The sequence below is a fragment of the Streptomyces sp. yr375 genome, from assembly GCF_900110755.1.
Classification (GTDB): domain Bacteria; phylum Actinomycetota; class Actinomycetes; order Streptomycetales; family Streptomycetaceae; genus Streptomyces.
Window position 1 is genome coordinate 13796 of the sequence record NZ_FOFF01000010.1, and the last position, 15222, is coordinate 29017.

A 15222-nucleotide genomic window follows, 5' to 3' on the forward strand; every position below is an offset into this window, starting at 1 on the left:
GCGGGCCGGGGAGCGGTGGTTATTGTTTCGCGCTGACGCGAAACGTCGTAGGCGCAGGGGCGGGGGGGAGGGTCGTCGTGGGCTGGTGGCAGGTCAACGCGGACACTCTGGCCCGTAGCCGCTTCGTGCTGTCCCCTCTCGCCGAGACCTTCGCGAGTCTGAAGCTGCTGCACGCGGGCGCGGGTACGCATCCCGGCGAGCGGGACTGGTTGCGCGCCCGACTCCCCGGCTACCGCGCCGTACTGGCGGCCGACCCGGTGACCGCGTCGCTGGTGCGGGCCGGGATCGGGCGGGACTGGATCGCCGACTTCCTCACGCCCACGCCGAGGGACGGCGAGAGTTTCGAGGAGGGCGTGGCCCGGGTGCGGGCGGCCCGTCCGGCGGACGCCCGCGCCCATCTGCGGATGTCGCTGGCCGGCCCGCTGCCCGCCGCCCTGGACCGCGACGACCTGCCCGAGCGGGCGGCCGAGCTGCTGGAGTACGTGTGGGAGGCGGGCGTACGGCCGTACTGGGAGCGGCGGCGGCGCATCCTGGAGGCGGACGTCGTCGCGCGGACCGCGCAGGTCAGCCGGGGTGGCTGGGCCGCCGTACTGGACTCGCTGCGGCCGGGGACCCGGTGGCTCGGCGAGAGCCGGTTCCAGGTCAACCCGCACGAGTATCCGCCGCGTGAGATCTCCGGTGCCGAGCTGGTGTTCGTGCCGGTCACGCCGAAGACCGGGTGGGTGTCGTGGGAGGGACGGCAGCGGTACGCCGTCGTCTACCCGTGCGCGGGGGTGCTCGCCGAGGACCACCGGGAACGGGCCCGCGCCGTACCGGCCGCGCTGGCCGCGCTGCTGGGCCCGGCGCGGGCGGCCGTCCTCGTGCTGCTCGGCGAGGGCCCCCTGAGCACCACCCAACTCGTCGCCCTGACCGGCCGCCCCCTCGGCTCGGTCGGCCGCCATCTGCGCGTACTGCTGGACGCGGGGCTGGTGGAGCGGCGGCGCGCGGGACGCTCGGTGCTGTACTCACGGACGGCGACGGGAGAGGTCCTGGCCAAAAGCGGAGGGGGAGGCGGAAGCGGGGAACGGCCCCGGAAGGGGTGAGGCGAGCTCCCGGGACTAACATCCGAGGCATGACTACTGATGGCGTTACCTCTCCCCTCGACGTCCGGATCGACGCCCTCAAGGGCGGTTCCGCGGAACTCTCGCAGTACGCGGGCAAGGCCATGCTGGTGGTGAACGTGGCCTCCAAGTGCGGCCTGACCCCGCAGTACACGGGCCTGGAGAAGCTCCAGGAGCGGTACGCCGACCAGGGCTTCACCGTCCTCGGCGTGCCCTGCAACCAGTTCCTCGGGCAGGAGCCCGGCAGCGCCGAGGAGATCGCCGAGTTCTGCTCGGCGACGTACGGCGTGAGCTTCCCGCTGACCGAGAAGGTCGAGGTCAACGGGGACGGCCGGCACCCGCTGTACGAGCGGCTCGTCGGGTTCGCGGACGGCGAGGGCCACGCCGGTGACATCCGCTGGAACTTCGAGAAGTTCCTGATCGGCCGGGACGGCACCGTCGTCGCCCGCTTCTCCCCGCAGACCGAGCCGGAGTCCGCCGAGATCGTCGCGGCCATCGAGGGCCAACTCGGCTGACCCACCCCACTTGACCTTGCCCCAGGGGCAAGCCACAGCCTCCTCGTCGCCGGCCGGAAAATCCCGTCCGGCCACGGAGGACGGCGGGGTGCAAGGGTGCAGGGGCGGACGTGCGAGAGGTACACGAGGTGACAGACGCCGACGGCGAGCTGCTGACCATCGGCGCGTTCGCCGCCCGCGCCCGCCTCTCGGCCAAGGCGCTACGGCTGTACGACCGGCTCGGCCTGCTCGCCCCGGCGTGCACGGACGAGGCCAGCGGCTACCGCTACTACCGCGCCGACCAGGTGGAACGCGCCAGGCTGGTGGCCATGCTGCGCCAGCTCGACATGCCGCTCGCGCGGATCGCCGAGGTGGTGGAGACCCCGGACGGCTTCGCCGCCGGGGACCGGCTCGCCGCCTACTGGGACGACGTCGAGACCCGTTTCGCCGCCCAGCGCACCCTCGCCGCCTACCTCCGTGCACGGCTGTCGGGGAGGAGCTCCGAGTTGTACGAGAAGTTCGAGGTCCGGTTGGTCGAGGTGCCCGAGCAGGTGGTCATCACCGAGACCCGGCACGCCCTCGCGGACGAGCTGCCCGTCTGGATCCCCGCCTCGCTGGGGCGACTTGAGCAGGCGGCCGGCGAGTGCGGAGGGATCACCGGCGCGCCGTTCGTCGTCTACCACTCCGCGGTGACCATGGAGAGCGACGGCCCGGTCGAGTCCTGCGTACCGGTGGCCGACGAGGCAGCGGCCCGCGCCTGGGCCGACCCGCAGGGCCAGGGCGTACGGCTACGGGCAGGCGTACGGGCGGGCGTACGGGTACGGATCGAACCGGCCCGCCGACTCGCCTACACCCGCATCACGAAGGCGCAGGTGGCACACCCCCAGATCCTCGCCCCCTACGAGGCGGTGGAGGCGTGGATGCGGCGGGAGGGCTGGGACTACGACGGCCACTGCCGCGAGATCTACTTCGCCGACTGGGACGCCGCCGGCGCGGATGACCCGGTGTGTGACGTGGCGTTCCCGGTGACGCGGGCGACGTCCTGAACCGGGACCACCGCTGCGGCATGCGCCGGGCACGCTTGGGCGTCCACGGTGATCGGTGACAGTGCCTGGAACAGGCCGTTGGTGAGCCAGAAGCCCCACGACAGGTCGTTGCCGCAGCGCAGTTCGTACAGTGCGCGGCCGAACCGGTCCGCGTCCGAGACGAAGGAGCGCTGGCTGACGGGCTGCATGGCGGGGGCGCAGAGGCCGAACTGTTCCCGTAACCAGTGCAGCGCCTCCTCGGGGGTCGTCGGCGCGGCACGGACCAGGCGGGCCGGCTTCAGCAGCCAGTCCTTGAGCGCGAACGGCACGATGTCCTCGGCCGCCGACCTGCGCGCAGCGCTGTCCCCGAGCCGCTTCCCGTCGCCCCGCCACGAGTAGGCGTGCCAGTGCAGGGAGCGTTCGCGCCAGACGACGGGCTGCGCGGACAAGTCCGGTACGGCCGCGCCCTGTTGGGGGCGCGGCCGTGTTCCGTGCGGGTCAGGCACTGAGGTCGAACTCGCCGTTCTTGGCACCGTCCAGGAAGTCCGCCCACTCCTTCGGGGTGAACTGCATGACGGACTCCGTCTTGGTGTCGCGCAGGGCCACGACCCCCGGGATGTTGGTGGCCACCTCGACGCAGCCCTCGCTGCAAGGACCGCCACACGCGGCGGCGGTACGGAACTCGAACTTGCTCATGAGCACCTCCTGTTGGCGGGCTGGACCTCTGACCAGCCCATGAAGTGAATGAATCCGCCGACATGTGCCACACGGCGGGTGACCTGGTCGTACTCGGCCGAGAGGATCGAGGTCATCTCGGCCGAGACGGTCAGCAGGACGGACGCCTCGGTCCTGTCCAGCACCTCGACGGCCCGGGCCAGACCAGGCCGCTCGCGCGGCTTGGCCGGGTCGCTCTGCCCGGTGGCGTCGTGCAACGCCTCGACGACCGACCAGCCCCGTCTCGCCGCGTAGGCGTCACACGCGGCCGGCAGCGGTTGCGGATCGCTGTGCACGGTGGTGCAGAGATAGACGACGGCCGCTCTGGACCGCCCTGACTTGCTCATGGATCCCCCACATAGGTCGGGTGCGGACCGTGATCGGTCGCGTGCATCCGGTGGTGGGGAGAGTGTGCACACCAGTCAGCAAGCTCCGCAAGTGAGCTTGCAATATCTGAGAACTTTCACCCCTGAGGGGGATGTGGGGCGTATCCCGCAAGTGCCAGACTGTCGGCGGGAGGTACGCATGGGTGAAACAACTTCAGCCCGCCGACGGCGAGTCGGGGCCCAGCTCCGACAGTGGCGCACGGCCGAGGGCCTGACACTTCAACAGGTCGCGGACCGGCTGGAGGTCAGCCTGGCGACGGCAAGCCGCTGGGAGACGGGCAACACGAAGGTCTCGCTGGACACTTACTCCAGGCTGGCGGATCTGTACCACGTGGACAACGAGAGCCGGGTCTACTTCGAGCGGCTGGCCCGGGACGCGGACGACGTCGGCTGGTGGACGCGGTACAGCGACACGATCTCCCACGGCTTCCGCGACTTCGTGGAGTTGGAGTCGCAGGCTGTGAAGGAGTTCTGCTACGAGACGCTGGCAGTACCCGGCATCGTGCAGACGCCGGAATATCGGCGCGCGGTCGTCATCGGCCAAGGGCGTCCAGAGTTCACACCCCGGAAAGCGGACCTCTCGGCGGACATGAACACCGCACGCCAGGCGATTCTGTCGCGCATGGAGCGCCCCTTCGAGGTGCATGCCATGATCACCGAAGTCGCCCTCCTGAACGTGTTCGAGGGCCAGCCGCACATCATGCGGGATCAGATCCGAAGGCTCAGGGAACTGTCCGAACGCCCCAACGTGACGATCCAGATCCTCCCGTTGCACAGGTCCATCCACCCCGGCTCCATGGGAGGCTTCACGATCCTTACATACGAGGGCGGAGAGGCCACCGTGTACAACGAGCTGCTGGCGACCAACCTGATGACGAACGCCGCCGACGAAGTCGCCCTCCACCAGGCGGCGGCGAAGACTCTGGCCACAGAGGTGGCCCTGTCACCGGAGGAATCAGCGCGGCGGCTCGACGAGTTGCTGGCCTGAGCAAAAGCCGAACCCCCTCGGCAAGGACGGCGATCTTGTCGAGAGGGCTTCGCTGGTGGTGCTGTTCAGACCTTGACGGAGGCCACGAAGGCCTCCCACGCATCCGTAGGGAAGGTCAGGGCGGGCCCCCCGGAGACCTTCGAGTCTTGCACTGCCAGCGCCGACCAGGTGGGGGACTTCACCTCCACGCACGCACCATCCGGGTTGGAGTACGAAGACTTCGTCCACTCCTGCGTGCCGCCCTGAAGAATTGCCATGTTCGCTCCGATGAAGAGTTGTCGAGCAGTGCTGATCGCGCCAAGATCGATGCTCCTTGGCGTGATCGACGCTACTCGTCAACTCCCCCAAGCGGATCAGTGATTCACTCGACCGGATGACATATTCCAGGTGGACCTTCCATCCGAAGGTTCCCCAGGTGTATTGTCCGGCCGCTCAACTCAGTGCGCGTAGCCCTTTGCCACGTCTTCGATGAACTGACGCGACTGCTCCACACTCAGCGCCTGTGCCCGCAGGTGCTCGTACATCACGCTGTACTTCTGCACGTCCAGAGTCTTCTCGAGGTAGAGGTCGCTGGTCACGCCCTCGATGTACACCACGCTCGAATCGGCCGCGTCGGTGAACTCCAGAATCGCGTATTGGCCGTTGAGACCGGAGTGCGCACCGACGTCGAACGGCAGCACCTGAACGGTGACCTGCGGAAGTCGCATCACCTCGGTAAGGTGCTCCAGTTGTTCTCGCATCACTTGCCGGCCGCCGACCACACGGCGCAGCGACGCCTCGTCCAGCACCGCCCACAGCCGCAACGGATTCTTCTCGTCAGTGATTCGCTCCTGCCGCCGCATGCGCACCTGGACGCGCTTCTCGATCTCGGCCTCGGACGTCTCGGGTAGACCCCCCTGGATGAGGGCATTGGCATACGCCCGGGTCTGCAACAACCCGGTGATGATCTGCGGCTCGTACACGCGGAGCGACTCCGCGTCCGTCTCCAGGCCGATGTACACGCTGTACGGGATGTCCCCGAAGGCATGCCACCAGCCCTGCTGGCGGGAGTCCTTGGCCATTTCCATCAGGGCCTCGACCAGGCGCTGGTCCTCGACCTCGTAGACCCCGCACAGGTCGCGGACGTCACGCTGGCTGATGCTGCGGCGGCCGTTCTCGAGGCGGCTGATCTTCGACTGGGAGACAAGCAGGCGTTCGGCGACCTGCTCGGCCGTCATGTGCTTGTCCTCGCGAAGTTTGCGCAGCTCCTGGCCCAACCGGCGCCGTCTGACGGTGGGATTGACATTGGACGTCACGGAACGTGCACCTCCGGCTGCATGCCTGTAACTGACACTTTGTGTATCTGCTGTTGAGCAGACTGCCACCAAGGTGCGTTCTACCGCTGGAAAACGGTGGATATGCGGCTGGTACACGCCAGTTCGGGTCTGCACCCTGGAGAATGCCCCCGGCACTGCCCGGACACGCGTCCGCGCGGGGCGGTGAAGTCACCGCCCCGCGCGGGCCGCTGCGGCTCCCGAAGGGGTCCAACGGGTCGAACAGGTCTTACGGGTTCAACTGGTCTTACGGGTCTTACGGTTGCGCGGTCTTGCGTGTGCGCTGTCGTGGGACTGCGGCTCAGTGGGCCACGACACGCGCCATGGGACCGCGGTGCGGCTGCGCCGGAACGCCACGGGCGGGCTCCGGAGCGGGCCTGACCCCCGGTCCGGCCTGGCGGCCGGCGGGTGCCTGCTGACGACGTGGCTGTGCCGCCGCGCCGTTCTGGACGTCCATCACGGCGTGCGCCACGAGGCCGCCCATCGGGTCGTGCCTGATCAGGTCCCGCAGCCGGGAGCGGGACGAGCGTCCCTCGTTCCCCGGATACAGGTGCTTGCCGAGGCCGACCGCGTGCGCCAGTGCGGCGAGCGCCGCGGTCCGCGGGTCCGGCGGGACGCCGGTGCGGATCGCGGAGTCCAGCCGGGCCTTGATCTCCCGGCTGATGTCGTTGTCCGTCGCCTGATAGCGAGTTGTCGGCAGCACTCCGCACATCTGACCCGCCACGGCGGCAACCATGCCGCAGCGCTCCAGATGCGAGAGGTAGGTCTGGCGCAGCCCGAGTCGCGGCCCGCCGATCCAGTGGACGGCACGTACCGGAGCGCCACGCCTTCGCAGCAACTCCAACGCGCAGTCCAAAGTCGGATCTCCAGTCGGCCGTGGTGCCACCACGGCGATACGATCCCCGTCAGGGGCTATCCGTCCGGCCAGCGCCAGCTCCACTAGCTGCGCTCCGGCCAGACCAAGGTCGAGCGACTGCGGCTGTGCGGTGGTACCCGTGGTCGGGTCCAACGCCAGCAGCAACAACTCTTCCGGAAGAGTTCTGCGGCTCCTGCCCATCCATGCCTCCCCGCGTGGATGAATGACAGGGTGACCCCTCTCACATTGGTCTGTCGAGGGTGCGTGACCTGTTTGTAGTGGAACCAGTAGGTATGTCGTTCTCGTCTACCGCAGAAGCCAAGCCCTCTACACAGGACACTGGTACATGGTTCGGACAGTGCCGTGAGGCGTGTCCGGGGCGGGCGTTCACGGTTCGGCAGGCGCGCGGACGGCGTGCGGCACATGGAGGAGGCATCGGTGGCGGGCGAGTCCCCCGACAGGTCGAAGCAGCGCGAGTCGTCGGCAGAACCGACGTCGGGGAGCGCGGGCACGGTTCCCGAAGCACGCGAGCCCCGCGACCCGCGGGTCGCGGCGGCCCGCGACACCGAACCCCCCGCCCCCCGCAACGGCGGCGTGGACACGGCGACCCGGGTGTTCTCCGTACGAGACCTCAAAACCGAGAAACCCGACTCCCCCACCACAACAACAACGGCGACGTCCACAGCAACGGCCGAAGAGCCCAACGGGGCTGACGGGTCTGACGGGTCTGGCAAGACCGGTGAGGCTGCGGGGGCCGGCGGGACCGGAAAGCCCGCAGTGACCGGCGAGGCCGGGAAGGCCGCGGGAGCCGGCGAGTCCGGGAACCCGGCGAAGAACGACGCCCTCGGGGCTGCCGAGGAGACCGGCGAGGCCGAGGAGACCGGTGACACCGGGTCTGCCGGCGCGACCGGGAAGGCCGAGGCTGCCGAGAAGGCCAGCGTGACCGGCAAGGCCGGGGCTGCCGGGAAGGCCGGTGCTGCCGACGAGACCAGCGGGGCCGCGAGCGAGGACGCCGAGCGCGGCGCGGTCGACGTCGAAGACGCCGCGAGCGCCCCGAAGGCAGCGGGAGCCGCGAAGACCGGCGAGGCCGCCGGGAACGCGAAGGCTGCGGAGACGGCGGAGACCGGGAAGCCCGAGCGCACCGCGGATCCCCGAAAGACCTCGGCCATCGGCAACGAGACCGGGTCGGCCGAGGAATCCGGCGAGCCCGAGGACCAGGACGCCACAAGCGCCTCGAAGACCACGCAAGCGGGCGAGGCCGAGAGGACCGGCGAGAGCGGCCCCGCCGCGCGGGCCGGCGAGGCGGTGGCTGTCGGCGCGACCGGGAAGGCCGCAGCCGCCAAGGAGTCCGGCACGGAGTCCGACACGGAGTCCGACACGGAGTCCGGCAAGGCCGAGAGCCGTCAGGCCGCCGCGAGCGCCCCGGAGACCACGGAAGCCGCCGAGGTGGGAAAGACCGCCGGGTCCGGAAAGCCTGCGAAGGCCGACGCTCCCGAAGCTGCCACCCAGGCCGACGCGCCCACCGCCGCCAAGGCCACTCGGCCCGCCAAGGCCACCGTCGCCGAAGACGTCAGCAAGGTCGAGGACGACGCCGTACGCGCCCCGGAAGACGCCCAGGGCGGCTCTGAGGGCGTTGCGGACGCCGAGAGTGCCCCTGAGTGGCCCGTGAGGGCTTCCGGGGGCTCCGGGGGCCGTGACGAGCTTCTGCGGGCCTCTGTGGCCCAGTGGGTGGCCTCGGCGGACGACGACGGAGACGCCGACGCGAAGGAACGTTCCGAGAGCGATGCCGGGGCAGCCGACAAGCCCGGCGACGAACCCGGCGACAAGCCCACCGACGCCGCACCGCGACCCACCTCCAAGCCCGCCCCCAAGTGGGCGTCGGACGCCGACAAGGCCGAGCCGGACCAGGACGAGGCCGACGACACCCCCGTCGATCAGCCCACCGCCGTCTTCAAGGCACCCCGGCCGAAGCCCGCCGTCGACCAGCCGACCACCATGCTGAAGCTGGGCGACGTCGCCCAGCCCAAGCCGGGTGAGACCGAAGCCGACGCCGAGGACGACGCCGACGCCGACGCCGCTGCCCAGCCGGAGGCCCCCGCTTCCGCCCCCGCCGAGCGGACCAGCAAGTTCGTCGCGCTCAAGCCGCTCGATGAGCCCCGCCCCCCGAAGGGGGACGTCACCGCGCTCGTGCCGCAGATCGGGCCCGAGCGGACCACGCAGCAGCCGTTGCCGCCGAAGCCGCCGCTGGATCTGCTGGCGGAGCTGACGAACACGCCGCCGCCCCCGCCGACCCCGATGCGTTCGCTCGGCCGGCGGGTCAAGATCTGGACGCCTCTGGTCGTCCTGCTGCTGGTCGTGTTTGCGATCGCGCAGGCCGTACGGCCGCTGCCGGCGACCGCGTTGGCCCTCACCGCGAAGGACTCGTACACCTTCGAGGGCGGCAAGACGCAGCTCCCCTGGCCGAACGAGGGGCAGGGCTGGATCGACGCCGACGGCGTCGGCACGGTGGGCAGCTTCGGCAAGCAGACGCCCGTGGCCATCGGCTCGGTCGCCAAGACCATGACCGCGTACATCATCCTCAAGGACCACCCGATGAAGTCCGGGGAAGAAGGCCCGGAGATCGAGATCGACGCGACGGCGGAGAAGGAGGGCGGCTACGACGTCTCCGGCGACGAGTCGACACTCAACACCGTCAAGGCCGGCGACAAGCTCACCCAGAAGCAGGCCCTGTCGGCCGTACTGATCCCCTCCGCCAACAACATCGCGCGGCTGCTCGCGCGCTGGGACGCGGGTTCGGAGGCGGCGTTCGTGAAGAAGATGAACGCCACCGCCAAGGAACTGGGGATGACCGACACGACGTACACCGACCCCTCGGGCCTCAAGGAGACCACCGTCTCCACGGCCGCGGACCAGGTGAAGCTGGGCCGCGCGTTCGTGCAGGTCCCGGCGCTGGTCTCCATCTCCAGCGCGGCCAGTTGGACCGACCCCTCCGGCAAGTACTGGAACAACTACAACGAGCTGCCGTACCTGATCGGCGCGATCGGCATCAAGACCGGCAGCACCACCGCGGCCGGCGGCAACCTGCTCTTCGCCTCCCGCAAGGAGGTGAACGGGCAGACGGTGACCCTCGTCGGCGCGGTCCTCGGCCAGCACAAGCAGAAGATCCTCGCAACGGTCAACGCGGTCAGCAAGACCGCGCTGCTCGCCGCCCAGGACGCGCTCACCTCGGCGAAGATCCTGAAGAAGGGCGATGTCGTCGGGTACGTGGACGACAAGCTGGGCGGCCGCACCCCCGTCGTCATCACCAAGGACGTCTCGGCGATCGGCTGGGCGGGCATGACGGTGAAGCTGTCCTTCGTCTCCGGCGACGTCCCGCACGCGGCGAAGGCCGGCACCCAGGTGGGCACACTCACCGTCGGCGACGGCTCCGGCAGCGCGGTCAAGGTACCGGTCGCCCTCCAGACGAACCTGACCGAGCCAGGCTTCCCGGAAAAGCTGACCCGCATCAACTGACCCAACGCCTCGCACACAGCCTCTCCAGCTCTCCAGCCCCGCCGAGCAGCCGCCCGGCGGGGCTGGGGACTGTTGGGGCTGGGGGGCTTGGGGTTCGGATTGAAGAAGAGTTCGGCCGTCGAATACGTGACCTTTTCCTGCGGTGCCCGTTAGTTACTGCGATGACCGGGTTTTCAGGAGTTGCACGGGGGGGCTGGATGGGTGGGCTGCGGAAGCTTGGGGCGTCGTTCGTCGTGTCCGGGCCTTCCGGGGTGTCGGTCCGTACGCGGCTCAAACAGCTCTCGCCTGCCGATGAAGAGGTGCTGCGGCTGGTGGGTGCGCATCTCGGGTCGCTGGCCTCGCGTGATCTGAAGGCCCGCTGCCGTGATGCTCTGGCGCACGACGCCGGAAGGTGGGCGGCGCGCAAGCGGGAACTGACGCCCGCTTCCTCCTCGCGGTGGGCGGGCGCGATCACGAAGGCGAGCCACGACCAGTGGGCGCTGTCCCGCCGGTGCCGGCTCACCCACATCCAGAGTCTGGAAGCCGGTATCGGCACGATCAGGCACCGGTTGTCCCTGCCGTTGCGGGAGAAGGGGAGCGGGCGGGTGCCGGGCGGCTACCGCTCCCGGCGGGAGTGACATGCCAAAACCCGCCGCCTGCACGCCCTTGAAGCCCGGCTGGAGCAGGCGCGCACGGACCGTGACGCCGGGATCGTGCACGTCGTACGGGGTGGCAAGCGCCTGGCCCGTACCCGCCACCACCTGGCGGCCGCGCAGCTCACCGAGGCCGGGTGGCGGCAGCGGTGGGAGGCCGAGCGCTGGTTCCTGAAGGCTGACGGCGAGTCCGGGAAGCGGTTCGGCAACGAGACCATCCGCGTCAGCCCGGACGGCGGGGTGAGCATCAAACTCCCCGTCCCGCTCGCCGAGTACGCGAACGCCCCGCACGGCCGGTACGTCCTCGCGGGCCGGGCCGGTTTTGCGCACCGGGGGCAGGAGTGGGCGGACCTGGTGGAGGCCGACCGGGCTGTCGCCTACCGCATCCACTACGACACGGCCCGCGGGCGCTGGTACCTGACCGCCTCCTGGCAGATCCCGGCCTCCCGGACCGTCCCGATGGCCGCCGCCCTCGCCGACGGCGTGATCGGCGTCGACATGAACGCCGACCACCTCGCCGCCGTGCGCCTCGACACCCACGGCAACCCGACCGGCCGACCGCACCGCTTCTTCTACGACCTGTCCGGCACCGCGCAGCACCGTGACGCGCAGGTCCGCCACGCCCTCACCCGACTGCTGCACTGGGCCCGGACCTGCGGCGTCAAGGCCATCGCCGTCGAAGACCTCGACTTCACCGCCGAGAAGACCCGCGAGAGACACGGCCGCAAGCGCCGGTTCCGGCAGCTCGTCTCCGGCATGCCCACCGGCCGCCTCCGCGCCCGTCTCACCTCCATGGCCGACCGCACCGGCATCACCGTCATCGCCGTCGACCCCGCCTACACCAGCCGCTGGGGCGCCCAGCACTGGCACAAGCCCCTCAGCGGCGACACCCGCAAGACCACCCGCCACGACGCGGCAGCCGTGGCGATCGGAAGGCGCGCCCAGGGATATCCGATCCGGCGACGGACGACACCGCCCCCTGCACACCGGAGCGATGCGCAGGGGCATCGGACCGTCCAGGCCGGACCGGGCGCCCTTGGGCGTGAGGGACCCCGCCCCCGCGTCCCCGGACCACGCACACGATGCGCGCCGCCGGACCGCGGAACGTACGCGGGCGACCAGAGCGCCCAGCACCGTTCGGAGCGCTCGGCCGAGCATGGATCCTGGCAACAGGAATCCCTCCCGCTCAGCTCATAGGAACGGTGCGTGCTAGCGTCGCGAAACGGGACAGGCCGTCGGTCGCAAGGGCGCAGCCGTGAAGCGGGCGCGAACGGGAAGCGGCCGGGAGCAGAAGACGGGACACGGGGAGTGCCTTCAGGTGGCCACTGCGGAGCCGACACGCGCCGACGAAACCGGTCCCGGTCCGGAGCCGGGGCCAGAGCTGGAGCCGGAGCTGGAGCCGGAACCGCGCGGCGGCTCTCGGGTGAGACTGCCCGGCCCCCAGTCGGGCGAGCACGACCGTGATCCGGGCTCGGAAGCGACACGAGCGGCGGTACCGCCGGTGGTAGACGTCGAGCAGGGGCATGTCCCGGAGCGCGCCGAACCGTCGCCGTCGCCCAAAGAAACGTCCCGTGTCCGTGCCGCCCTCGGTCCCTTGCGTGGCTGGCTGCTTCGGCACCTCGTGTTGTCCATGACCGTGTTGTCCGGTGGGCTGCATCTCCTCTGGTTCTTCACGTTCGCGAACAGTGGCGGGGATCTCGCGGCGCAGGACGCGTGGGCCGAGTTCGTCGGGCGGCACCCCGACTCCGCGTACAACCTGGCCTGGTACGGCGGCATGCACCCGGTGTCGTACAGCATGGTGTCGCCGTATCTGATGTCCGTGCTCGGGGTCCGGACGACGATGATGGTCGCCGGGACGCTCTCCGCCGGGCTGCTCACCCTCGTCCTGCTGCGCTGTCGCCCGGTGAAGAACCCGGTGTGGCCGGCGCTGGCCGGTGTCTTCGCGCTGCTGTGCAACGCCGCCTCGGGGCGGGTGACGTTCGGGCTCGGCAACATGTTCGCGCTGGGCGCGGTCGCCGTCGTGTTCTGCTGGCCGCACCGCTGGCGCTACAAACGGTGGGCGAAGGCGCTGTGCGCCGCGCCGCTCGCCGCGCTCGCCACGATGGGCTCGCCGGTGGCGGGCCTCTTCGTGGGCATCGTCGCCGTCGCGCTGTTCCTGCAGAAGCGGCGGCCGGGCGCGTGGGCGCTGGGCCTCGCGCCGACGGCCGTCGTCGCCGTCTCCGCGTGGCTGTTCCCCTTCTCCGGCACGCAGCCCATGTCGTTCGGCTCGGCGGCGCTGCCGCTGCTGTTCTCGGCGATCGTCTTCGCCGTCGTCCCGCGCGACTGGAAGAGCGTGCGGATCACGGCGGCGGTGTACGGGCTCGGGGTGCTGGGGGTGTGGCTGGTCAGTTCGCAGATCGGCTCCAACATCACGCGGCTGGCGATGCTGTTCTCCGGCGTGGTGCTGATGGCGGCGCTGCCGTTCGCGGTGCCGCGCAGCCGCAAGTGGTACGTGATCGCCCTGTCGTCCGTGCTGTTCGTGGGCTGGATCGGCTTCAAGTCGGTGGACGACGTCGTCCGGACGACCCCGGCGGCCTCCTGGGCGCGTGAGCTCGCGCCGCTGGTGAACGAGTTGCAGGAGGTCGGCGCGGAGAAGGGGCGGGTGGAGGTCGTGCCGGCCCGCTCGCACCGCGAGGCGTCCGCGCTCGCGCCGTACGTCAACCTCGCCCGGGGCTGGAACCGGCAGGCCGACATGGAGCGCAACCCGCTCTTCTACGACGACACCCTGAACTCCGCGAACTACCACGACTGGCTCAAGCGGTGGGCCGTCCACTTCGTCGTCGTGCCCAAGGAGGCGCTGGACGGCGACGGGGGCGAGCGGGAGCGGGAGCTCGTGCAGCGGGGGCTGCCGTATCTGGAGCAGGTCTGGGGCGACGCCAACTGGCAGCTCTTCAAGGTCACCGACCCCGCCCCGCTCGCCGAGCCGCACGCGGTCGTGCAGCGGGCCGAGCAGGGCGAGATGACGATCGACGTGAAGAAGGCGGGGCGGATCCTGATCCGGATCCCGTACTCGCCGTGGCTGAGCATCGTCGACGCGCAGGGCAAGAGCCTCAAGGCCCCGCAGGAGACGGACGCGTCCAAGCACCGGACCGAGGGGACGCCGAAGACGTACGACAACGTCAACGGGTGCCTGTTCGAGACGGAGGAGGACGCGGAGGGCGACAAGTGGACGATGCTGATCGCGCCCAAGACCGGGACCTACCGCCTGGCCGCGCCCTACCAGCTTCCCCGTGGCACCCCCTGCCCCGACGAGCTCAAGTAGTCGGCCTTCACCGAAGCTGGCTTACGTACGTGTCCGTACCCGGCACCGTCGGGATGAACGGTGCCACCAACTCCACCCTCCCCAGCCCCGATTCGGTCACCGGGGTGGCCAGGTCCGTGAAGTGGTCCGCCCAGCACTGCCGGGGGTCCGCCTCGAGGAACCACAGCAGCGTCAGCCGGGTGTCGACGCCCTCGACCTGCTTGACGTACGTCATACGGTCGCCGGGGAGGGGGGTGGGCCGGAAGACGGTGACCATGGCCGTCGGAGAGCCCGCCACCCGGTTCGGCAGGTGCCGGGTGCGCAGCCACTCCAGCAACTCGGCGCGCTGCTGCGGGGATTCACTGTCGACGACCTCCAACACCAGCCCGGCGTAAGGGTGGTCGAGGGCGTGGAAGTCCCTCGGGCCGGCCGTGCCGTCCCGGTACACCGTCGCCTCGTGGTCCTGGAACGCGGTGAAGACGTGCGTACGGTCCTGGTAGACGCGGCCGTCGCGGTTGAGGCGTTTGTTGATGCCGACGGTCCATTTCATGTGGTCGTCGTAGCGGCCCTCGGTGACCCAGTACGTCGACAGGTAGCAGCCGGCGGTGACGGGCTGCGCGATCGCCGACTTCTCAGGCCGGCGCAGGAGTTGGAGGTCGCGGGTGGCGACCCAGCGGCGGCCCGCGTACATCCAGGGCATGGCCATCGCGCCGGCGTAGTAGTGGTCGTCCTCGTACCAGCGGTTGTAGGCGTGCTCGTGGCCGGGGTGCGGCTCCACCATGGTGATCAGCGCGTGGCCGGGGCGGACGCCGTACGGGCCTACGGCGGCCAGTTCGGCGTACGTCTCGGCATGAGTCTCGCTGCGGGTCTCCTCGGACATGGGAACTCCCCTTCCCTTCCGTCCTCCTGCGGGCGCCCCTA

At 70.2% G+C, this 15222-nt stretch carries 13 protein-coding genes and 1 pseudogene; 7 read left to right on the top strand and 7 right to left on the bottom strand.

Translation table 11 applies throughout. The features are described 5' to 3' along the window. Nucleotides 1–77: 77 nt before the first annotated feature. The 3 genes from BMZ82_RS13065 to BMZ82_RS13075 all read left to right on the top strand — a co-directional run bounded on the left by BMZ82_RS13065 (nucleotide 78) and on the right by BMZ82_RS13075 (nucleotide 2640). Nucleotides 78–1082 (top strand): ArsR/SmtB family transcription factor, encoded by a 1005-nt coding sequence (locus tag BMZ82_RS13065; RefSeq protein ID WP_093775084.1) that lies wholly within the window; start codon nucleotides 78–80, stop codon nucleotides 1080–1082. A 29-nt stretch (nucleotides 1083–1111) separates the two neighbouring features. After that, on the top strand, nucleotides 1112–1615 hold the full coding sequence (locus tag BMZ82_RS13070) for a glutathione peroxidase (protein WP_093775086.1): 504 nt from the start codon (nucleotides 1112–1114) through the stop codon (nucleotides 1613–1615). Between the two features lie 128 nt (nucleotides 1616–1743). Further along, complete coding sequence (locus BMZ82_RS13075; RefSeq protein WP_177244477.1) at nucleotides 1744–2640, top strand: MerR family transcriptional regulator; 897 nt, start codon at nucleotides 1744–1746, stop codon at nucleotides 2638–2640. On the opposite strand, the gene BMZ82_RS13080 is transcribed toward BMZ82_RS13075, so the two are convergent. From BMZ82_RS13080 to BMZ82_RS13090, 3 genes are read right to left on the bottom strand one after another with little or no spacing between them, the layout of a single operon-like run. Then, on the bottom strand, nucleotides 2559–3068 hold the full coding sequence (locus tag BMZ82_RS13080) for a hypothetical protein (protein ID WP_093775090.1): 510 nt from the start codon (nucleotides 3066–3068) through the stop codon (nucleotides 2559–2561). The genes BMZ82_RS13075 and BMZ82_RS13080 overlap by 82 nt on opposite strands. Nucleotides 3069–3117: 49 nt before the next feature. Next, nucleotides 3118–3315 (bottom strand): DUF397 domain-containing protein, encoded by a 198-nt coding sequence (locus tag BMZ82_RS13085; RefSeq protein WP_093775092.1) that lies wholly within the window; start codon nucleotides 3313–3315, stop codon nucleotides 3118–3120. After that, nucleotides 3312–3680 (bottom strand): hypothetical protein, encoded by a 369-nt coding sequence (locus tag BMZ82_RS13090; RefSeq protein ID WP_093775094.1) that lies wholly within the window; start codon nucleotides 3678–3680, stop codon nucleotides 3312–3314. The genes BMZ82_RS13085 and BMZ82_RS13090 overlap by 4 nt, the downstream gene beginning before the upstream one ends. Nucleotides 3681–3858: 178 nt before the next feature. Between BMZ82_RS13090 and BMZ82_RS13095 the strand changes: the two genes are divergently transcribed. After that, on the top strand, nucleotides 3859–4707 hold the full coding sequence (locus tag BMZ82_RS13095) for a helix-turn-helix domain-containing protein (RefSeq protein WP_177244478.1): 849 nt from the start codon (nucleotides 3859–3861) through the stop codon (nucleotides 4705–4707). A 65-nt stretch (nucleotides 4708–4772) separates the two neighbouring features. Here BMZ82_RS13095 and BMZ82_RS13100 read toward each other — a convergent pair whose 3' ends face one another. From BMZ82_RS13100 to BMZ82_RS13110, 3 genes are all read right to left on the bottom strand, one after another. After that, a complete protein-coding gene (locus BMZ82_RS13100; protein WP_093775098.1) occupies nucleotides 4773–4964 on the bottom strand; it encodes a DUF397 domain-containing protein in 192 nt (63 codons plus the stop codon). 180 nt (nucleotides 4965–5144) lie between these two features. Continuing rightward, on the bottom strand, nucleotides 5145–6002 hold the full coding sequence (locus BMZ82_RS13105) for a helix-turn-helix domain-containing protein (protein WP_093775100.1): 858 nt from the start codon (nucleotides 6000–6002) through the stop codon (nucleotides 5145–5147). A gap of 319 nt (nucleotides 6003–6321) precedes the next feature. Beyond that, nucleotides 6322–7077: a GOLPH3/VPS74 family protein gene (locus tag BMZ82_RS13110; protein WP_093775102.1), complete on the bottom strand. Its 756-nt coding sequence runs from the start codon at nucleotides 7075–7077 to the stop codon at nucleotides 6322–6324. 222 nt (nucleotides 7078–7299) lie between these two features. On the opposite strand from BMZ82_RS13110, the gene BMZ82_RS13115 reads away from it, so the two are divergent. From BMZ82_RS13115 to BMZ82_RS13125, 3 genes and pseudogenes are all read left to right on the top strand, one after another. Continuing rightward, nucleotides 7300–10389: a D-alanyl-D-alanine carboxypeptidase gene (locus BMZ82_RS13115; RefSeq protein WP_256251887.1), complete on the top strand. Its 3090-nt coding sequence runs from the start codon at nucleotides 7300–7302 to the stop codon at nucleotides 10387–10389. Nucleotides 10390–10586: 197 nt separating this feature from the next. After that, a pseudogene (locus BMZ82_RS13120) lies at nucleotides 10587–12218 on the top strand (IS200/IS605 family accessory protein TnpB-related protein). A 121-nt stretch (nucleotides 12219–12339) separates the two neighbouring features. Beyond that, a complete protein-coding gene (locus BMZ82_RS13125) occupies nucleotides 12340–14322 on the top strand; it encodes a DUF2339 domain-containing protein (RefSeq protein WP_093775104.1) in 1983 nt (660 codons plus the stop codon). A gap of 7 nt (nucleotides 14323–14329) precedes the next feature. On the opposite strand, the gene BMZ82_RS13130 is transcribed toward BMZ82_RS13125, so the two are convergent. After that, a complete protein-coding gene (locus BMZ82_RS13130; protein WP_093775106.1) occupies nucleotides 14330–15181 on the bottom strand; it encodes a hypothetical protein in 852 nt (283 codons plus the stop codon). Nucleotides 15182–15222 lie beyond the last annotated feature (41 nt).